Raw genomic sequence first — 19,701 nt, 5'->3', positions numbered from 1 at the left:
GGGCGCCGCCGACGCCCGCCGGGGCCGCGGCGCGCGCGCCGGGCGTCCCGCCGACGATCAGCGGGATGTCCTTCCTGGCCGCGTCCCCGTACCCGTCCTTCAGCAGCCGGGTGACGTTGAACAGCGCGGGATCGACCCGGCCCGCCATCACCAGCGGGGCGGCGTCGGCCGGGACGACCGACAGCTCCCCCGCGCGCGCCGTCCGGAGGAAGGCGATGTCCTTCCGTCCCGCCCCGGCCTCCGTCCGGACGAGCCGCCTCCCGTCCGCCCCGGTCACCACGTGCACGCGGTCGCCGGTCACCAGCGTCAGGACCTCGTCCCGGCCGCCCGTCGCGGCCGTCGGCCCGGCGAGCGCGGGCGTCGCACCCCCGGGCGCCATCGCGGCCGTCGCCGCCACGACCACCGCGAACGCGGCGGCCCCAGCCCATCGCCTCATCGGCAGGGCTCCTCTCTGATCGTCGTTCACCCCGTAGTGGTGCGGGAGCGGCGGATGTTTCAGGAGAGATCCGGCCGGGGCGGTCCGCGGACCCCGCCAACGCAGGTCGGCACCGGGGTTTCGCGGAGGTGAGGATGCCGTGTGCCGAAGGTCACAGTTTCCGTGGCCCGTCAGGACGCCCCGGAAGGAGATGAGCTGCCCGAAGTGTCGTAGGCCACTGGAATACTCCGGGAACCAGCGGAGTTAATGGTTCGCGAAAGTGTCAGTGACTGCACTATTTTGGCGCGGTCGATCCCCCCGGACCATCCCGTGTCCGTTCATGCCGCCCGTGTGCGCGGGCCCAGACGATTGGAAGAACTCTTGACCGCTCCCGCGTCTCCTCGGACGACGGACGGCCCTCCTGAGGCCGGCGCCTCGAGCGGAGGTCTCGACCGCGGCGTGCTCGCGGTGGCCATGGTCGTCGTCCTGGGCGCGATCATGTCCATCCTGGACGTGACCGTCGTCAACGTCGCACTCCGGCATCTCTCCGAAGACTTCAAGACCGACCTGGCCACGATCCAGTGGGTCGCCACCGGCTACACGCTGGCGCTCGCCACGGTCATCCCGGTCACCGGCTGGGCCGCGTCCCGGTTCGGCACCAAGCGGCTGTACATCATCTCGATCATCCTGTTCGTGGCGGGCTCGGCGCTCGCGGGCACCGCGTGGGACGCCCCGTCCCTGATCGCGTTCCGCGTGCTGCAGGGCCTCGGCGGCGGGATGATCATGCCCGCGGGCATGACGATCCTGACCCAGGCGGCCGGTCCGCAGCGGGTCGGCCAGGTGATGAGCATCGTCGGCATCCCGATGCTGCTCGGTCCGATCCTCGGCCCGATCCTCGGCGGCTACCTCGTCGACGACGTGTCCTGGCGCTGGATCTTCTACATCAACGTGCCGATCGGCGCCGTCGCCGTCGTCCTCGCCGCCCGCATCCTGAAGAAGGACCAGCCCGGCAAGGGCGAGAAGCTCGACTTCCTCGGCCTGGTGCTGCTGTCCCCGGGTCTCGCCGCGCTGATCTACGGCCTGGCGACCGGGGCGGAGAAGAACGACTTCGCCCGCCCGGACGTGCTGGCCACCACGGTCGGCGGCGCCGTCCTGGTGCTGCTGTTCGCCCTGCACGCGCTGAGCAAGCGCAACACCGCCCCGCTGATCGACCTGCGGCTGTTCAAGCGCCGCTCGGTCGCGGCGGCGGCCGGGACGATGGTGCTGTTCGCCTGCGCGTTCTTCGGCGCGATGCTGATCCTGCCGCTGTACTACCAGTCGATCCGGCACCAGAACGCGCTGCACGCCGGTCTGCTGCTGGCCCCGCAGGGCTTCGGCGCGATGATCACCATGCCGGTCGGCGGCAAGCTCACCGACAAGCTCGGCCCGGGCAAGGTCGTCCTGGTGGGCCTGGCCACCGTGGTCATCGGCGTGGCGGCGTTCGCCATGCAGATCACCCCGGACTCCTCGTTCTGGGGTCTCGGCGGCGCGCTGTTCGTGATGGGCATGGGCATGGGCATGACGATGATGCCGACGATGTCCGCCGCGATGCAGACCCTCCAGCACGCCGAGGTGCCGCGGGCGAGCACCGGGCTGAACATCATCCAGCAGGTCGCCGGCTCGATCGGCACCGCGTTCATCGCCGTCCTGCTCGCCACCCAGCTGAAGGACCGCGGGCTCCCCTCGGGCGGCGACCAGGCCCAGCAGGCCGCCGCGTTCGCCAAGCTGCCGCCGGAGACGCTGGCGCAGGTCCCGCACAAGATGGCGGACGCGTTCCAGACCACCTACTGGTGGTCGGCCGCGCTGCTGCTGCTCGCCTTCCTGCCGGCGCTGTTCCTGCCGCGCAGCAAGCCCGAGAACCCGGCCGCGGACGCCCCGATGCCGATGCACTGACGGTCCCGTCACACGGACCCCGGTCAACGGTCCCGGTCACACGACCCGGTCACACGACCCGGCCATACGGACGCCCCGCCGCCCGGCCCCCTCGCAGGGACCGGACGGCGGGGCGTTCCGCGTTTCCGTCCGGTCCGGCCCGGCCTGCCGGCCCAGCCCGGCCCGGACGGCGCGCTCAGCCCAGCTCGGCGGCGAACAGCTCCCGGACGCGGGTCCAGGAGTCCTCGGCGGCGGACTTGTCGTACATCTCGCGGCCGGGGAAGAAGAACGCGTGCTTCGCTCCGGGATAGACGACGGACTCGAAGCGCGCTCCGGCGGCGTCAAGCCCCTCCTCGACCCGCCGCCGCTGCTCGGCGTCGATGACGTGGTCGAGTTCGGCCCAGAACAGCAGCACCCTGCCGCCCCCGTCGGCGATCTCCCGCGCGGTGACGTCCAGAAGCGGCTCGGGACGGCTGAGCGCGATCCCGTCGAGCGTCAGCCAGCCGGGGTAGTAGATGGCGGCGGCGTCCAGTCCGAGGCGGCTCGTCCCGAAGAAGGCGACGTGGCCGCCGAGGCTGAAGCCCAGCGCGCCCGCCTTCTCACCACCGTGCGCCTCGTCCCTGGCGTACGAGAGCGCGGCCCGTAGGTCGGCCTCGACCTCCTCCCGCCGAAGCCGCTCGATCATCGCGAACCCCCGCTGCCGGTTCGCGTCGTTCTCCTCCATCCCGGTCGCGCCCTCGGTACCGGAGCGGTGGTAGATGTCGGGCGCGATCGCGACGTACCCCAGTTCCGCGACCTCGCGGACCATGGCGCGCACCTCGCCGGTGAGGCCCCACAGCTCGGACCCGACGAGCACGACGGGACGCGCCGCCGAGTCGTCCGGGCGGGCCAGGTAGACGGTCATCCGGCCGGACTCGCCGACCTCGATCTCGGCCTGTCGTGCGGTGATCTCTCGGGTCATGCGGAGATCATGCTCGCCGCGGACGCTCCGAGGCACGCCGTTCCGCCGTGAGCAGAGCCCGTTACCCGGGCGGTCATGCCCGCGCCTCCCCACGGACGCCGCGCCGTAGCGCGTCACGCCGCGCCGGTGGGCGTGCGCCCCTTCCAGTACTCGTCCTTCAGCAGGCGCTTGTAGAGCTTGCCCGTGGGGTGCCGCGGGAGTTCGTCGCGGAAGTCGACCGAACGCGGGCACTTGTAGTGGGCGAGGCGCTCGCGGCAGTAGGCGATGAGCTCGGCCTCCAGCCCCGGTCCCGCCCGCTCCCGATCGACCGGCTGGACGACCGCCTTGACGGCCTCCCCCATCTCCTCGTCCGGGACGCCGATGACGGCGACGTCCGCGACGTCCGGATGGAGGGCGAGGACGTTCTCCGCCTCCTGCGGATAGATGTTCACGCCGCCACTGATGATCATGTGGGAGCGCCGGTCGGTGAGGTAGAGGAACCCGTCCCCGTCCACGTGGCCGACGTCGCCCAGGGTCGTCCACCCGTGGCCCCACGGGTCGCGGGACGCGGCGGTCTCGACCGGATCGCCGTGGTACTCGAACGAGCCGCCGTCACCGAAGTACAGCGTGCCGTCCCGGCCGGACGGCAGTTCGTTGCCCTCCTCGTCGCACACGTGCACCGTGCCGAGGAGCGGACGGCCGACGGTGCCCCTGTGCGCCAGCCAGTCCGCCGGGCTCGCGTAGACGAAGCAGTTGCCCTCCGTGGCCGCGTAGTACTCGTGGACGATCGGGCCCCACCAGTCGAGCATCCGCTCCTTGACCTGCACCGGGCAGGGCGCGGCGGCGTGGACGGCGCACCGCAGCGACGACAGGTCGTAGCGCGCGCGGACGTCCTCGGGCAGTTTGAGCATCCGGATGAACATGGTCGGCACCCACTGGGCGTGCGTGACGCCGTACCGTTCGATCGCGGCGAGGGCCGCCTCCGGATCGAACCTCTCCATCACCACGACCGTCGAACCGCAGCGGTGGAAGTTGAGGCTGTAGCGCAGCGGGGCCGCGTGGTACAGCGGCGCGGGTGACAGGTAGACCGAGTCGGCGTCCGGCTGGAACAGCAGTGTGATCAGCCGGTACAGCCCCGAGGGCGTCCCGGCCGGAGCGAGCGGGAGCGGCGGCTTCACCCCCTTGGGACGTCCGGTCGTGCCGGAGGAGTAGAGCATGTCCGCGCCCTCGAGCTCCTCGGGCAGCGGCGTCGGCGGATGCGCGGCGACGCGTTCCTCATAGGAGTCGAAGCCGGGCGCGGTGCCGTCCAGCATCAGCCTGACCGTGACATGCGGGACGGGTTCGGGCGGGACGGCGGCGGCGCGGTCGGCGAGCGCGGCGCTGGTGATGAACGCCTTCGCCTCGCAGTTGCCGACGATGTAGGCCAGCTCGTCGGGCTGGAGCCGGGAGCTGACGGCGGTGTAGTAGAGGCCGGAGCGCTGCGCGGCCCACGCGACCGCGAGGAACAGCGGATGGTTCTCCAGCATGAAGGCGATGTGGTCGCCGGGACGCAGTCCGGCGGCGGCGAGCAGCCGCGCCAGGCGGTTGGACTCCTCGTCCAGTTGCCGGAAGGTGAGGACCCGGCCGGAACCCGCCATGATCACGGCGGGCTTGTCGGGCGTCTGCGCGGCGATCTGCCCCAGGTGCATGCCATCGGACGGTACCCGTCCCGCATCCCGGATGGAATGCGATTCGGTATCCCCGCTGCCGGTCCGTTGAGCACGGGGAAGGGGCGAACGCCGGACCAGTCGCGGCAGGTGGCTGAAGAGAGGCGGCAGCGCGGCCTGTGAAGGCGTCGGTGGGACAGCCTGCGGAGAGGGCGGCGGACGGGCCGCCGGGGCTGACGGGCGGTCGGAGAGGGAGACGGCGGGCCGCCGGGTCGTGGCGCGTCGGCGTGCCGCCTGTTTCACGTGGACTGGACGGGCTCGTCCGGCCCGTCGAAGAAGAGGGAGAAAGGAGGAGGAAGAAGAGGGACGAGGGACTGCCGGGATAGGGCCGGTTCCGGACCGGGCGGCGGAACGCGGCCCCGGCGCTCAGACGAGGTGGTCGAAGTCCCCGTCCTTGGCCCCGCCCACGAAAGCCTCCACCTCCGCGCGCGTGTACACGAGGATCGGCCCCTCCGGGTAGCGGGAGTTGCGGACCGCGATGTCCCCCGTCGGCAGCTCCGCCAGTTCCACGCAGTTGCCGTTCGGATTGCTGCGCCGGCTCTTCTGCCAGTCGAGCCGTTCGCGCAAGACGGTCGGCACTGACTCGCCGTCCATCATGAGCCCCCTTGCTGGAATCGTGGCCCGCCCCCGAGGACGGGCCCATCTGCCCCCGCCCCCGGTACCGGACCGGCCCCGAGAGCGACTATACGAAATGCACGTGCATTTGAGTGTGCGTATGGCCTTGCATCCGTGCTTGCATACGGTCTTGCATCTGCACGACGTGAGGAGCAAGATAGCGAACGCTCGCACCCGTCCCGTCCGTACGCCCCTGGGGTTGCCAATGTTCGTTGACCAGGCCGACGACCTCGCGGCTTCCGTCGAGCGGGGCCGGCGGCCCCTGGACCGGCCGTACGCCGCTCCGCGCCCCGGGGCGCCCGACGGCGCCGCCGACGGGGACCGGGTCCCGGTGCCGACACGGCACAGCGATCCGTCCGTGCCGACCGGCTACGCGGGCCTGTGGCCGACTCCGCACGAGGGAAGCCCGCGCACCGCGCGCAAGGTGCTGGCGGCGGACCCCACGGCGCCCCGTACGGCCCGTGCGTTCACCCGCGAGGCACTGGCGGAGTGGGGACTGCCCGGCGACGCCTCCGACGTCCTGACGGCCGTCTCGGAGCTCGTCACCAATGCGCTTCGCCACGGGGTGGAAGCGTCCGGAAACAGCATTAAGTCGCGTCCGATACAGCTGGTGCTGCTCGGTCACCCGCGTCGCCTGGTGGTCACCGTGACCGACCCGGGCGGCAGCGTCCCGGCCCTGGCCCCGTGCGACGACTCCTTCGGCGAGGACGGCCGCGGCCTCATGGTCGTCGCGGGCCTCAGCGACGCGTGGGGATGGGCGCCGCTCACCACGGGCGGCAAGGCGGTCTGGGCCGCGTTCAGCCTCGCGTCCTGACGCTCGGAGCCCGCAGCACTGTCCGGTTTCGGCCCGGTAAGGAAAGAAGGGCGTGTCGCCCGAAATTCGGACGACACGCCCTCAACGGCGTCGTGGGCCTCGGACGCGCGGGGGATCAGGCGCGGACGAGGTCAAGAGCGGGGCCGTCGACCAGGTCAGACGGCCTCGCGCGCGATCGCCGTGGTCGGGGTCGGCTCCTCCAGCGCGGCGAGGAAGTCGCGGGCCCAGCGGTCCACGTCGTGCTCCAGGACGCGTCGCCGCATCGCCCGCATCCGGCGGCTCTGCTCCGCCGGGTCGTCCCGCAGGGCGTCCAGCAGCGCCTTCTTCAACCCGTCGATGTCGTAGGGGTTGACCTGGTAGGCGCGTTTCAGCTCGGCCGCCGCACCCGCGAACTCGCTCAGGACCAGCGCGCCGCCCAGGTCCTCACGGCAGGCCACGTACTCCTTGGCGACCAGGTTCATGCCGTCCCGCAGCGGGGTGACGACCATGACGTCCGCCGCGAGGAAGAGGGCGGCGAGTTCGGCCCGGTCATAGGACGTGTGCAGGTAGTGGACGACCGTCGTGCCCAGTTCGCCGTGCTCGCCGTTGATGTGCCCGACCTGCTGCTCGATCTGGTCGCGGAGCAGCTGGTACTGCTCGACGCGCTCGCGGCTGGGCGTGGCGATCTGGATGAACGCCGCCTCCCCCGGGCGCAGTTCGCCGTCGCGGAACAGCTCCCCGAACGCGTCCAGGCGCTGGGTGATGCCCTTGGTGTAGTCGAGCCGGTCGACGCCGAGCAGCAGCTTGGCGTCCCCGAAGTCCTCGCGGATCTCGGCGGCGCGGCGGCGGACGTCCGGGTCGGCGATGAGCCCGCCCAGCTCGTCGGCGTCCACGGAGATGGGGAAGGCGCGGGCACGAACGGTCCGCCCCTCCCAGAAGACGTCCTGCTTGAACGTGCGGGCGTCCAGCAGGCGCCGGCACAGCCGGACGAAGTTCTGCGCGGCGCCGGGCAGCTGGAAGCCGACCAGGTCCGCGCCGAGCAGCCCCTCGAGGATCTGCCTCCGCCACGGCATCTGCCAGAACAGCTCCAGCGGCGGGAACGGGATGTGCAGGAAGAAGCCGATGCGCAGGTCCGGCCGGAGGCGGCGGAGCAGCGCGGGCACCAGCTGGAGCTGGTAGTCCTGGATCCAGACGACAGCGTCCTTGGCGGCGACCTTGGCGGTCACCTCCGCGAAGCGCTCGTTGACGCGGACGTACGCGTCCCACATCGTCCGGTCGTAGACCGGCGGCGCGACGACGTCGTGATAGAGGGGCCACAGCGTGGCGTTGGAGAATCCTTCGTAGTACAGCCTGATGTCCTCCGCCGATTGATGGACGGGGACGAGCGACATGCCGTCCTCCTCGAACGGCTCGAGCCGCTCGTCGGGCGCTCCGGCCCAGCCGATCCACGTCCCGTGCCGGCGACGCATCAACGGCGCGATGGCGCTGACCAGTCCGCCGGGGCTGCGCCGCCAGGACGGTTCCCCGTCCTCGCCGACGACCCGGTCCACAGGGAGGCGATTGGCCACCACAACGAACTCGCTAGCGCGTGACACCCCACGACCTGCCTTTCCAGTGATCGGTGTGATCACCACTGCTCTACCCGCGAGGGAGCGGGTCACGCGGGCACATGATCACAAGACCGCATCATACGGGTCTCTACCTGGCCATTCTTCGCGCGACACGACACCGGGAACAGGACGGAACACCGATTACGAGAGCGGGCACCGGGCCGCGGCCGTGACCGGGCCCACAGAGGCGGCGAGGAGCGGATGCCCCGGCGGAGCCAACGGCGGGCGCGCCCGAGGCCGGGGCGGCTGCGCTTCCGAGGCCGGGACGGCGGGCGAGGGCATGGAACGGGCCCGGATCCGGCCCCGCCGTCCGGATCCGGGCCCTGAACCGATCGCCGTCGCCGCCGGGCGCCCGCACTCGCCCGGGACGGCGTTCCGGTCGGCTACCGGTCCTCCAAGCGGTCAGACCCCGACGGGCCTGCGCTCGTCGCGGACGGCCTCCCTCTTCAGGGCACCGCCGAGCAGCGCGTCCAGGGACAGCCGTCCCGGACCGGCGAGGGCGACGAGCAGGGACAGGACGCCGAGCACGAGCACGTACTCGTAGCCGCCCTTCTCGGAGAAGAAGCCGTGGTCGGAGTGGGCGAACCAGAGCGCGCCCGCCATGTCTGCGAACAGCAGGAGGCCGACGAGCGGGACCAGGACGCCCACGATGAGGGCGACGCCGCCGGCCAGCTCCACCCAGGTGGCGTAGAAGGCGGCGAGGCTCGGCAGCGGGATGCCCAGGCCGTCGAACATCTTCGTGACGTTGGCGTGCCCGTAGTGGTGGAACTTCTGCCAGCCGTGCGCGATGAACACCACGCCGAGGACGAGGCGGCCGAGCAGCAGCCCGGCGTCGGACAGCGCGGGGAATCTGCGGGACAGGTACACGGGAGCTCCTTCGCGGGGTCGCCCGGACGGGCGTCCGGGCAGCGGTCGTGGCGGACATGCCGGAGAACATGCCGCCCAGGCGTGGCGGGGGGAACACGATCGTTCAAACCTGTACTAACACTCCCGGGGGAATGATTCAAATCTGAACTGAATAGAATCGGATTCATGTTCCGCCCCGACGGCTCCGGCCCCTCCGACCGTTCCGCCTCCGCCGACGCCCCCTCCCCCGAGACGGGCGCGGAGACCCGCGCCGAAACCGCTCCCCAGCCCGAGCCCGAGACCGACGCGGACGGGACGCCGCTCGCGCCGTCCGAACTGCGCGCCTGGAAGGGGTTCCTCGCCGCCTCGCACCTGCTGGAGCAGGAGATCGAGCGGCAACTCAAGGCGGACGGCGAGCTCTCCCACGCCGACTTCGAAATCCTCGTCACGCTCCGCGAGGCGGACGATCGGCGGCTGCGCATGACCGAGCTCGCCCGCCGCGCGATGGTCTCCAAGAGCCGGCTGACCTACCAGGTGACCCAGCTCGAGCAGCGCGGGCTGGTGCGCCGGACGCCCTGCCCCACCGACCGCCGCGCGGTCTGGGCCCAGCTCACGGCCGAGGGCGAGGAGAGGCTCGCCCGGGTGCGTCCGGGGCACCGCGGCGTCGTCCGGCGCCACATGATCGGCTTCCTGTCGCCCGAGGAGCTGGACGTCCTCGGGACGGCGCTCACCCGCGTCGCCGACAACCTGCGCGGCACCGAGCGTTAGGCGCCGCGGGAACGTTCCCTACTGGGCCAGCGGGAGGACCTCGGCGCCCGGTAGCGCGGCCAGCGACTTGCCGGGGACGAGCAGCTTCGATCCCCGCACTCCCCCGCCGATCACGACCTCGGCGGCCTCGGCCACGGCGGCGTCCACCAGGATCGGCCAGTCCGCGGGCAGGCCGACGGGCGTGATGCCGCCGTACTCCATGCCGGTCAGGGCCGTCGCCTCGGCCATCGGCGCGAAGGACGTCTTGCGCGCGCCGAGGTGCTTGCGGACCACGCCGTTCACGTCCACCCGGTCGGTGGCGAGGATCATGCAGGCCGCGTAGCTCACCTCGCCGCCGCGCTTGGCCGCGACGACCACGCAGTTCGCGCTGGCCTCGAGCGTGACGCCCTCGTACCGCTCGCAGAACGCGGCGGTGTCGGCCAGCTCGGGGTCGATCTCGGCGACCTTCGCCCCCTGGACGTCCTGGATGGCCGCCGCGACGGGCTCGGCGAGCAGATCGGGACGCTCCGTGGCCGGGATCCAGTCGAGCTTTTCGGTCATGCCGTTCCTCCGTCGGTCGCGGTCGGTTTCCGTGTTGGACAGCCTGCCAGGAACAGGGGCCGTTCGGACGGTTCTCCGGCGCGTCCGCCGCCGGTGTCCCCGCCGTGTGGCCGCGCCGGTCCCGGGGCGCGGCGCGCAGGTCGCGGTCAGGCGCCGAGATAGCGCAGGACGGCGAGGACACGACGGCTGCAACCGGACGACTCACCCAGGCCGAGCTTCCCGAAGATCGCGTTGGCGTGCTTCTCGACGGCGCTCTGCCACACGTACAGGCGTTCGGCGATCGCCGCGTTCGTCAGGCCCTCCGCCATCGCGGCCAGGACGTCGCGCTCGCGCGGCGTGAGACCGGCGAGCGGGGTCCGCGCCCTCCCGGTCGGCGCCCGCCAGGAGCCGCCGGACGACCTCCGGGTCGAACGCCGCTCCTCCCGCGTGGACGCGGTCGAGGGCGTCCAGGAACTCGTCCACCTGCGCGACGCGGTCCTTCAGCAGGTAGCGACGCCGTTCGCGCTGGAGGTGAGCAGTTCGGCGGCCCAGGTTCATGTCGCCGCGTGCGGCCGTGAACCCCCGCCAGGGGCAGGATCACCTCGCTGGGCAGCGGCGGGAAGAGGTTCTCCAGGGCGATCGCCGGACCGGCTCCCGGCGCACCGAGGCGTTCCATGAGGTCGATGGCCCAGCCGGTGATGCCGCCGCCGTCGGTGGCGGCGGTCGCGGCAACGGTCCATCCCGTCGTGTTCATCGGTGAGAACCCTGGGAACCGGGGTGGCGGGCCACCATGAGGTGCACCGCCCACTCCCCGCAGGGACTCCGCGCCCCGCATCCTGCGGAGAACCACCTCCCGGCCGGGGATCTTTCCGGTCGCCGCGTCTCCTCGGCGTCGGCTGCCGGGTTAAGGACGTAGATGATCAGGGTTTCGGTCATCGCGTCGGCGAGATCGTCATTTCCGCGGCCCTGTGATCGACTTTTCCGATAACACTCTTTCCGATAGCGTCTGCTCGGCTTTGTGAAGTGAATTCATGATCCGACTTCCCCGCAACACGATCATGAAAGGATTCCGCGATGGTCTTGGCCGTGATCGTGATCGCCGGCCTGCTCGCGCTGCTGGCCGCGCTGCGGTCCGCCACGCCCCGCCCGAAACCGGAGGCCGCGGCGGGCGCGGTGGACGGGGCCGCGCTCGACGGGCATCCGGAGTCGCTGACCGCCGAGCTGGAGCCGGCCGCGGAGGAGTACCTGGCCTGGCTCGCCGACCACCACTGGCCCGCCGACGACTACCTGGAGCTGGAGCAGCAGTGGCGGCACGAGCTCGGAATGCTCGACCTCAGCGAGGTCCCGCACTGCCCGAGCTGCCTGCTGCGCCGGGAGGACGTGTGGCCCTGCCCCCGCTGCGGGCGCCTGCTGCACTCGACCTGCGGCCACGGCATGCGCCGCCGCCCGGTCGCCGAGCCGTACCACGCGCTCGGTCTCGGCGCCGACCCCGAGGCGGTGGTGGCCGAGTGGATCTGCACCGGATGCGCCTCGGTGGTCGGTCTGGACGTCGAGAACGACTCCGATCCGCTTTGCTGACGATCAATAGACAAAGGTAAAGAGTTAACCAAGAAGGTCGGTTTCGGACTCTGGTTGACGCGAATTCCCAGTGTCCGAAACCTGGGGCTCGGTTGGTGCCCCGCCGTCCTCCGTGTTCGATTCCCGCACCACGGCCCCCACCTTCACCGGAATGCCGTTCAGCCGCGCCATACCGGCCAGTTTCTCCAGGTCATCCGGGTCGGGTGAGGCGAGGACATTGACGTTCGCCCCGCCGTTCGCGGTCGCGAGACGCCACCCGCCGCCCTCGTGGCCCCAGCCGTGCGGGACGGCCACGACACCGAGCGTGACCTCGTCCGTAATCGCGACGGGGAGCCGGATCGTCCCATGCGCGGACGTGATCTCGCAGAGCGCGCCGTCCGCCAGGCCGTGGCGCTCGGCGTCCCGCGGATGCAGGCGCGCGGTGTGCGTACGGGCGCGCATGAGGGACGGCGTGTTGTGCATCCAGGAGTTGTGTGAGCGTGGTTCGCGGAGGCCGATCAGGCGGAGCGGCAGGTCCGCGGGCGGGGGCGGGGTCGCCCGCAGGCGTGCGATCTCGGCGGCGATCTCGTCCGGGGCGAGATTGACGCGCCGGTCGCGGTGGGTGATGCGGCGGCGAAGCCGTCCGGTCGGCTGATGGTCGGCGAGGACGATCCCGTGCGGGTGTTCGCGGAGTTTCCGGAGGCTCAGCCCGCCCGGCCGCAGGCCGAACAGGTCACCGCGCGGCCCGGAACGCAGCAGCGCGTCCACCATCAGGCGCGGGGACGGCCGCAGGCCGAGCCGGTGCGCGAGCCGCTGCGGCCCGAGCGCGCCGATCCCGAGCCCCATCCGCCGGGCGAGCTCGTCGATCACCTCCCACTCCTGGCGGGCCTCGCCGCGCGGCGGGACGACGGCCTCGGTCCAGGTGACGAAGGGGGTGAGGTGATTCTGGAGGAAGGGCAGCGGGAAGTCCTCGCGTTCGAGGAAGGTCGTCGCGGGCAGCACGTAGTCCGCCTTGCGGCCGGTCTCGCTGACGTAGAGGTCGATGCAGACCAGCAGGTCGAGCTCGTCCAGCGCGGCGTCGAGGGCGGTCGCGCCGGGCACCGACAGCACCGGGTTGCCCGCCGAGACGATCAGCGCGCGCATCCGTCCGGGGCCGGGCGTGGTGATCTCCTCGGCCATGACGCCCGCCGGGAAGGTGCCGAGGACGTCCGGGAAGCCGCCGACGCGCGAGTGCGTGCGCCCGTACGTGCCGAGGCCGGACAGCCTGACGATCTCGTCCACGGGAAGCGGCGACTCGCCGAAGACCGCGCCGCCCGGACGGTCCAGGTTGCCGGTGACGGCGTTGACGGCGTCGATGAGGAAGGCGACGAGCGTGGCGTGCACGCCGAGGCAGGTTCCGGTCCGTCCGTAAACGACGGCACGCGGCGCGGTCGCGAGGTCGTGGGCCAGTCGCCGCACGGTCTCGGGGGCGACGCCGCTGTTCGGCGCCGTCCGTTCGGGTGAGAAGTCGCGGACGAGACCCCGCAGAGTCGCGAGGCCCCGTGCCTGCCGGACGCACGTGTCGAGGTCGGCCAGACCGTCCTCGAAGAGGACGTGGAGCAGGGACAGCAGGAGCCAGGCGTCGCCGTCCGGCGTGATCGGCAGGTGCTCGAAGGCCCGCGCGGTCTCGGTGCGGCGCGGATCTCCGACGACGACGCGTCCGCCCCGCTTGACGATCCCCTTCAGGCTTTCCCGGATGCGCGGAACGCTCACCAGGCTGCCGTGCGACACGAGAGGGTTCGCGCCCAGCATCAGCAGGAAATCGGTCCGGTCGATATCCGGCAGCGGGACGAGGTGCGGCGCGCCATAGAGCAGGGCACTCGCGACGAACCGGCTGTTGGTGTCCTGCGAGCCCGCCGAATACAGGTGCGGGGAGCCGAGCGCGCGCATGAAACCGTTCAGCCACAGCGGATGCGTGTAGGAGAAGGTGGCCGGGTTCCCGAAGTACCAGCCGATCGAGTCGCCGCCGTGCCCGCGCCGCAGGGCGGTCAGCCGCCGCGCGATGTCGCCCAGCGCCTCGTCCCAGGTCACGCGCTCGAACTCACCGTCCGGAGTGCGCCGCAGGGGGTGGACGACCCGGTCCGGATCGTTCTGGACCTCGGTCATCGCGACGCCCTTCGGGCAGGCGAAGCCGCGCGAGAGCGGATGGGCCCGGTCGGCGCGGATAGCGGTCACGGCGCCGTCCTCGACGGTCGCCGTCAGGCCGCAGAGCGGTTCGCAGATACGACAGTAAGTGACTGCTTCTGCCATGGGACCGATTCTGCTCCATGGGTCATTCGGCCGCGTTGTAACGGACCAGGTATTCGGCGAACCGGGCCAGATCGTCGTCCGACCAGTCCTGGAGCCGCTCGATGATCGCCGCGTGCCGACGGCGGACGGCGTCCTCCAGCAGCGCGCTCCCCGCCTCGGTCGGCACGAGCCGCTGACCGCGCCCACGCGCCGGATCGGCGTGCCGCTCGACCAGGCCGAGCCGTTCGAGCGCGGCGACCTGGCGGCTGACCGTGGACTTGTCGAGCAGGAAGTAGTCGGCGAGATCGACCGCGCGGCACCCTCCGGTCTCGGACAGATGGCTGAGCAGGCTGTAGGCGACGAGGCTCAGCTCCGGGTGCGAGCGCCCGGCGACCGCCCGCGCGCGCCGGGCCAGCGCCGTCAGCTCCCAGCGGATCGTTTCCAGCGCCTCGTCCCGGGCGTGTCCACCGTCACGTTCCGTCACCCCATTCATGGTTGTAGAGTACAACTTATCGGAAGTTGTACTTTGCAACTCACTCGAACGGGAGGACCATGACGAGCTCGGTCGACACGCGCGCCACGCTGCGCCACCTCTTCGGCCACCTGCTGGTCCCGCTGATCATGTGCGTCGGCATGGGCCTCGCCTACCTGGGCGCGTTCCACCAGCCGGAGCCGCACGAGCTCCGCGTCGCGGTCGTCGGAAGCGGCCCCCAGACGCAGGTCCTCGCGCAGTCCCTGAAGGACAGGGCAGGCGACGCCCTCGACGTCCGGACCGTCCCGGCCCGCGACACCGCGGTCGCCCAGCTCAAGGACCAGAAGATCTTCGGCGCGTACGTCCCCGGCTCCCCCGAGCTCCTGGTGGCCTCGGCGGGCTCCGACACCACCGCGACCGTCGTCCAGAAGGTGTTCACGGACGTCGCGTCCGCGCAGCACGCCCCGCTCAAGGTCACCGACGTCGCCCCTCCGGCCAAGGGCGACCCCACCGCGCAGGGCCTGTTCTTCCTGCTCGTCGCGCTGAGCATCGGCTCCTACACCTCGGTCGCCGCGATCGGCGGCGCGGGCGCGCCCCTCCGCATGCGCCTGCGCGCCCTGATCGCCGTCGGGACGGGCGTGGTCGTCAGCGCCATCGGCACCCTGCTCGCGGGGCCCGTCTTCCATCTCGTCGACCACGACCTGCCCGCGCTGTTCGGGATGGCCGTCCTGTACACGACCGGCATCCTGCTGATCGGCGTCGGCCTGCACACCTTCCTCAAGCGCTTCACGATGCTGGCGATGATGGTCCTGTTCGTGATGCTGAACTTCACCACCGCCGGCGGCGTCTTCCGTCCCGAACTGCAGAACGGCTTCTTCGCCTCCCTGCACTCCTTCTGGACGGGCGCGGGCTTCGTCGAGGGCGTCCGCAGCGTCGTCTACTTCGGCGACCACGCGCTGGGCGGCCACCTGCTCACCTTGGCGCTGTGGCTCCTGGCGGGCGTCGTCCTCATCGGCCTCGCGGCCCTGTACGAGGCCCGCACCCGCACCACCCCGAGGCCGATCCCGACGCGCGACGACCTCGAACAGGAACTGGAAGAGGCCCTACCGGCCTGACGCCTCCCGCGGCCCCCGATTCCGGTCGGGGGCCGCGGCATGTTCCAACCCCGGTGAAACTTCGCAAGATCACTCTCCACGCGCGGCATGTCGTCCCGACGTCCGATAGGTGCCTCTAGTAGCGTTCAAGTGTTTTGCTCCTTACGCACGGAAGGACGGCAGGGGTTGATCGCAGCTCTGGTCCTTGCCACGCTCGCCGGCCTTTTCGCCACCCTGTGCCTGCCGCGCCTCCTCCGCGCCATGCCGCCGCGCACCCCCGAGCCGCCGCCCGCCTACCCCGAGTCCATGACCGCCGAGCTCGACCCGGGCGACGAGGAGTACCTCGCCTGGCTCGCCGACGACCTCTGGCCGGACGACGAGTACCTGGAACAGAACCCCAACCCCAAAGACGAATCCGACGGCGGCCCCATCCCCGCCTGACCGCCGCCCTCCACCTGATCTGAGAGCGCCTCAGCGAGCCGTTTCGGCGCGCGCGCCAACCCCCCTGGCCGCCCCCACCGGGGCCGTAGCCTGGCGCGGTGCCGCCGGTCCACCCCCTGGCAGCCTCTCCACCCGCTCTGAGTAAACTCAGTCAACAGTTGCTCGACCCACTTCCGGCATGCACGCTGTAGGCGGCGTGACCGGAGCCGCCAGGGGAGGACGAATGCCGAACGTCGGCGGCGATGCCACCGTGACCGTGACGCTGGCCGAGATCGCTCGCATCGCCGGAGTGGGCAGGGCCGCCGTCAGCAACTGGAGGCGGCGGCACCCGGACTTCCCGGCTCCGACGGGTGGCAGCGACACCAGCCCGCAGTTCTCTCTGGACGAGGTGGAGGCTTGGCTTCGGGAGCACGGCCGGCTTCCCGGGGGTACCGGCGCGGCGCAACGGTTGTGGCCGAGGTTCGAGGCTCTCGGCGAGCGCGACGTGATGGCTCGGATCCTGGCGGCCCTCGGCAACGAGCTCTCGGGGCGGCTGCTCGGTCCCGACCCGCACGGCGAGCTGAACGAGGCGGAGCTCGCGCTGCTGAGGGACGCGCGGGCTCTGACCAGGCGCGAAGGCTCCGAAGCGACGTTCGAGTACCTGTTTGACCGCTGGCTCGGGACGCACGTCCGGCAGGTGTCCGCCACTCCCCCGATGCTCGCCGACCTCATGTGCGAGATCGCGGAGCTCGGCGGTGCCGAGAAGGTCGAAACCGTCCTTGATCCGGCGTGCGGCACCGGTTCGCTGCTGCTCGCGGCGGCCCGGCGCTGGGCGGGCGGGCGGCCTCCGACCCTGTTCGGCCAGGAACTCGACCCCGCCCTGGCCGCCCTCGCCGCGGCACGCGTCGGTGTGCGGACCGGCGCCGAGGCCCGGATCGAGGCGAGCGACACGCTACGCCGCGACGCGTTCGGAGGCGTGCGGGCCGACGTGCTCGTGTGCAATGTCCCGACGAACCAGCGCGACTGGGGATACGACGAACTCAGCGCCGATCCCCGCTGGGTGTGGGGGCTGCCGCCGCGAACCGAGTCCGAACTGGCCTGGGTTCAGCACGCGGCGTCCGTGCTCGCGGACGCCGGGATCGCGGTGCTCGCGCTGCCCCCGTCCGTGGCCGCACGGCGGGCGGGACGCCGCATCCGCGCGGGTCTGCTGCGCTCGGGAGCGCTGCGGGCGGTCGTGGCCCTGCCCGTCGGCTCGGCTCCGCCCTACGCCATCGCACCCCACCTGTGGGTGCTGGGCACTCCCGACCGCCGCGGCGACGCGGACGTCCTCATGGTGGACGCCTCGGACTGCCGGGTCCGGCCGTCCACCGGCCGCCCGGGCGTGGACTGGGCCGCCGTCGCCCTCCGGGTCCGGCACGCCTGGGACGATGCGGAAACAGCGGAGCGCACCCGGCGCGTACCGGTGATCGAGCTGCTGGACGAGGAGGTCGATCTTTCTCCCGCACGGCACCTGCCGTTGGACGCCGAGGAGTACGCCGCCGGGCTGCGCGCGAACTGGTCGGAGCTCACCGACCGCCTGCGGCATGCCGACGAGCTGCGGCGCACGCTGTCGGGACTCGCCGCGGACGCCGATGCGGCCCCGATCGCGAAGGTGACGATCGGGGAGCTGGAACGCGTCGCGGCCCTGCGTGTGCAGGCGAGCGGAACGGTTTCCTCAGACCGTGTCGGCGTGGGTCCGGCCCCGGCGGACGCGGTGCCGGTGCTCACCCCTGAAGGGATCGCCGCCGGAGAGAACGCGCCGCAGTGGATCGTTCCGGCGGAGGATGAGAAGGACGATCTGCTCCTCGCGCGGCGCGGTGACGTGATCGTCGTCGGCACGACCCGCGCGTTCGACGCCCGCGTGCACACCGACGAACCCGCGGCCCTGTCCGCACCGCTGCTCGTGCTCCGCGTCGATCCGGACCGGATCGACCCCTGGTTCCTGGCCGGTTGCCTACGCGCTCCCGGCAACGCCCGGCGTGCCGGAGGCCATGCCTCGACCAGCTCACGCGTGGATCCACGCCGGATGTCGGTGCCCCGGCTCCCGGTCGCGGAACAACGACGGCTGGGCGCGGTGTTCCGGCAGCTCGCCGACCTGAACACGACGCTAGACCACCTGCGCCGGACCGGAGCCGCGCTCGAAGCGACGGTAGGAGCGCTGGCGGCGGAGGGACGCCTCGACGTGCGCTGACCGCTCCGCCATCACCCGTCCCAACCCCGCTCGGCCAGGTCGATACGGACCTGTTCCAGGCGTTCGCACACCCAGGGCGATCGGATGCCGTTCGCGGAGATCTCCTCGGCCGCGCTCCGCCACAGCCCTCCGGCCTCGGCGAGCTTGCCCGAGCCCTCCTCCACCAGCAGGCATTCGGCGATGCCGAGCTGCGCCTCGCACCACAGCACCCTGGCGTCGTGGTCCGGACGGCGGCGCAGCCCCCGTTCCAGTTCGCGGTACAGATGCCCCGCCTCGATCCAACGCCCCTCTTCCCCAGCGCGCAGTGCGTCGGCCCAGCGGAGCTGCCCGAGCGCGACCTCCGGCCGTTTGAATCCCCATCGACGGCGCGCGGCGATGAGAAGACGCTCGAAGTGCGGCGGCACGCGGTCGAACGCCTGGGCCCGGATCATGCGGTCGATGTCGGGAACCGCGCGGAGGAACGCTTGGCAGTCCCCAGCATCACTCCAGCCGCGCCTCCGCGCGGTCCGGCGCCCGTTCTCCGTCGGCGCGGGGGGTGCCGCCGCAGCGTCACGGAACCGGAGGGTCGGGTCGGGCACGAGTCCGGGCAGCGCGGGAGCGCCGCGTTGCGGAAGGTACCGCGCCAGCACCTCCTTGACCTCCTGCCAGCCGGGACGCCGTGAAGGATCGCGCTCGAGCAGCCCGGCCACGAGATCGTCGAGGTCCTCGGGCAGATCCGGGAGCACGCTGCGCATGCGCGGCGCGGGCCTGGTGAGCTGTTCGTACTCGATGGCGCCGCGCTCGGTCGCCGTGAAGTGCCGCCGTCCCGTCAGCAGGAGATAGAGCACCCCTCCGAACCCGTACATGTCGGCCTTGAAGGTCGTCTCCCCTCGTTCCAGCAGCTCGGGGGCCTTGTAGCCGAGTGTCCCCGGGGTCCGGTCCTCGGTGGTGTACCGGGTGGCGTCGGGGTCGGTGTCGAACGCGACGCCGAAGTCGACGAGGAAGACGGAGCCGTCCTCGGCGCGCAGGACGATGTTCTGCGGTTTGACGTCCCGGTGGACGATGCCCGCCGCGTGGACGCGTTCGAGCGTCTCCGCGAGCTGCATTCCGATGGCGGCCCCCGCCTCGATGGTGACGCCCTTGCACCAGCCGTGGAGCGGTACGCCCTCGACGAGCTCCATGACCAGGTAGTGCACGCCCTTGTGCACACCACGTCCGAGCAGTGCCGGGATGCCCTCGCCACCGTGGTCCCGGAGGAGGTCGCCCTCACGCCGGAACCGGTGCCGCCACTCGTCGGCCTCGGTCGGCGAGGACGGACCGTAGCCGAGCCCGTGCGGATCGAGCCGGTCGTGAATCACCTTGACCAGCGCGGGAGCACCGGTCCGCAGGTCTTCCGCGCGCCACGTCTTGGCCATTCCGCCCGCGAAGTAGGACGCCTCGATGCGGAACCGTCCGCCGATCACCTCATCCGGCTCCATCGCGCTCTCCTGAATTGTCAGCCTCGTCCAGCACGATGAATGTAGCAGCATCCGAGCGAAGACGCCTTGACTGTGTTTAC

Annotated in this window: 16 protein-coding genes and 2 pseudogenes; 7 read left to right on the top strand and 11 right to left on the bottom strand. The window is 71.7% G+C overall.

Annotated elements, in window-relative coordinates:
- A pseudogene (locus tag DZF91_RS22600) lies at positions 1–436 on the bottom strand (serine protease); the annotation flags it as partial.
- 438 nt (positions 437–874) lie between these two features.
- Here DZF91_RS22600 and DZF91_RS22595 point away from each other — a divergent pair.
- The gene (locus tag DZF91_RS22595) at positions 875–2,347 is read left to right on the top strand and encodes a DHA2 family efflux MFS transporter permease subunit (RefSeq protein ID WP_235834477.1); all 1,473 of its coding nucleotides are present in this window, start codon (positions 875–877) and stop codon (positions 2,345–2,347) included.
- Positions 2,348–2,522: 175 nt separating this feature from the next.
- Here DZF91_RS22595 and DZF91_RS22590 read toward each other — a convergent pair whose 3' ends face one another.
- From DZF91_RS22590 to DZF91_RS22580, 3 genes are all read right to left on the bottom strand, one after another.
- Entirely contained in the window at positions 2,523–3,287 is a 765-nt protein-coding gene (locus tag DZF91_RS22590) for a dienelactone hydrolase family protein (RefSeq protein ID WP_117359451.1), read from the bottom strand.
- Between the two features lie 113 nt (positions 3,288–3,400).
- Positions 3,401–4,954, bottom strand: a complete 1,554-nt coding sequence (locus DZF91_RS22585) for an acyl-CoA synthetase (RefSeq protein ID WP_117359450.1) — start codon at positions 4,952–4,954, stop codon at positions 3,401–3,403.
- A gap of 384 nt (positions 4,955–5,338) precedes the next feature.
- A complete protein-coding gene (locus tag DZF91_RS22580; protein WP_199486802.1) occupies positions 5,339–5,566 on the bottom strand; it encodes a DUF397 domain-containing protein in 228 nt (75 codons plus the stop codon).
- 226 nt (positions 5,567–5,792) lie between these two features.
- Between DZF91_RS22580 and DZF91_RS22575 the strand changes: the two genes are divergently transcribed.
- Positions 5,793–6,401, top strand: a complete 609-nt coding sequence (locus tag DZF91_RS22575; protein ID WP_117359448.1) for an ATP-binding protein — start codon at positions 5,793–5,795, stop codon at positions 6,399–6,401.
- Positions 6,402–6,556: 155 nt separating this feature from the next.
- On the opposite strand, the gene DZF91_RS22570 is transcribed toward DZF91_RS22575, so the two are convergent.
- Together DZF91_RS22570 and DZF91_RS22565 are read right to left on the bottom strand one after the other, a co-directional pair.
- Positions 6,557–7,951, bottom strand: coding sequence for an alpha,alpha-trehalose-phosphate synthase (UDP-forming) (locus tag DZF91_RS22570; RefSeq protein WP_456236652.1), 1,395 nt, complete (start codon positions 7,949–7,951; stop codon positions 6,557–6,559).
- A 441-nt stretch (positions 7,952–8,392) separates the two neighbouring features.
- Positions 8,393–8,857, bottom strand: coding sequence for a DoxX family protein (locus DZF91_RS22565; RefSeq protein WP_235834476.1), 465 nt, complete (start codon positions 8,855–8,857; stop codon positions 8,393–8,395).
- Positions 8,858–9,022: 165 nt separating this feature from the next.
- Here DZF91_RS22565 and DZF91_RS22560 point away from each other — a divergent pair, with 165 nt between their 5' ends.
- A complete protein-coding gene (locus tag DZF91_RS22560; RefSeq protein ID WP_117359446.1) occupies positions 9,023–9,604 on the top strand; it encodes a MarR family winged helix-turn-helix transcriptional regulator in 582 nt (193 codons plus the stop codon).
- Positions 9,605–9,622: 18 nt separating this feature from the next.
- On the opposite strand, the gene DZF91_RS22555 is transcribed toward DZF91_RS22560, so the two are convergent.
- On the bottom strand, positions 9,623–10,144 hold the full coding sequence (locus DZF91_RS22555) for a YbaK/EbsC family protein (RefSeq protein ID WP_117359445.1): 522 nt from the start codon (positions 10,142–10,144) through the stop codon (positions 9,623–9,625).
- A 146-nt stretch (positions 10,145–10,290) separates the two neighbouring features.
- Positions 10,291–10,674 (bottom strand): annotated as a pseudogene (locus DZF91_RS22550) (response regulator transcription factor); the annotation flags it as partial.
- Positions 10,675–11,197: 523 nt separating this feature from the next.
- On the opposite strand from DZF91_RS22550, the gene DZF91_RS22540 reads away from it, so the two are divergent.
- On the top strand, positions 11,198–11,701 hold the full coding sequence (locus DZF91_RS22540) for a hypothetical protein (RefSeq protein WP_117359444.1): 504 nt from the start codon (positions 11,198–11,200) through the stop codon (positions 11,699–11,701).
- 24 nt (positions 11,702–11,725) lie between these two features.
- Here the strand turns inward: DZF91_RS22540 and DZF91_RS22535 are convergent, their stop codons facing one another.
- Positions 11,726–13,969 (bottom strand): molybdopterin-dependent oxidoreductase, encoded by a 2,244-nt coding sequence (locus DZF91_RS22535; RefSeq protein WP_117359443.1) that lies wholly within the window; start codon positions 13,967–13,969, stop codon positions 11,726–11,728.
- A gap of 22 nt (positions 13,970–13,991) precedes the next feature.
- A complete protein-coding gene (locus DZF91_RS22530) occupies positions 13,992–14,432 on the bottom strand; it encodes a MarR family winged helix-turn-helix transcriptional regulator (RefSeq protein WP_199486801.1) in 441 nt (146 codons plus the stop codon).
- A gap of 68 nt (positions 14,433–14,500) precedes the next feature.
- Here DZF91_RS22530 and DZF91_RS22525 point away from each other — a divergent pair, with 68 nt between their 5' ends.
- The 3 genes from DZF91_RS22525 to DZF91_RS22515 all read left to right on the top strand — a co-directional run bounded on the left by DZF91_RS22525 (position 14,501) and on the right by DZF91_RS22515 (position 18,164).
- Positions 14,501–15,535 (top strand): ABC-2 transporter permease, encoded by a 1,035-nt coding sequence (locus tag DZF91_RS22525; RefSeq protein ID WP_117359441.1) that lies wholly within the window; start codon positions 14,501–14,503, stop codon positions 15,533–15,535.
- A 165-nt stretch (positions 15,536–15,700) separates the two neighbouring features.
- On the top strand, positions 15,701–15,955 hold the full coding sequence (locus DZF91_RS22520; protein WP_117359440.1) for a hypothetical protein: 255 nt from the start codon (positions 15,701–15,703) through the stop codon (positions 15,953–15,955).
- 223 nt (positions 15,956–16,178) lie between these two features.
- A complete protein-coding gene (locus DZF91_RS22515) occupies positions 16,179–18,164 on the top strand; it encodes an N-6 DNA methylase (RefSeq protein ID WP_158588015.1) in 1,986 nt (661 codons plus the stop codon).
- An 11-nt stretch (positions 18,165–18,175) separates the two neighbouring features.
- Here DZF91_RS22515 and DZF91_RS22510 read toward each other — a convergent pair whose 3' ends face one another.
- On the bottom strand, positions 18,176–19,621 hold the full coding sequence (locus DZF91_RS22510; protein WP_158588014.1) for a serine/threonine protein kinase: 1,446 nt from the start codon (positions 19,619–19,621) through the stop codon (positions 18,176–18,178).
- Positions 19,622–19,701 lie beyond the last annotated feature (80 nt).

The organism is Actinomadura logoneensis (assembly GCF_003428695.1).
GTDB classification, from domain to species: Bacteria; Actinomycetota; Actinomycetes; order Streptosporangiales; family Streptosporangiaceae; genus Spirillospora; species Spirillospora logoneensis.
Note: the sequence above shows the minus strand (reverse complement) of the source record. Positions and strands in the feature narration are given on the sequence as shown.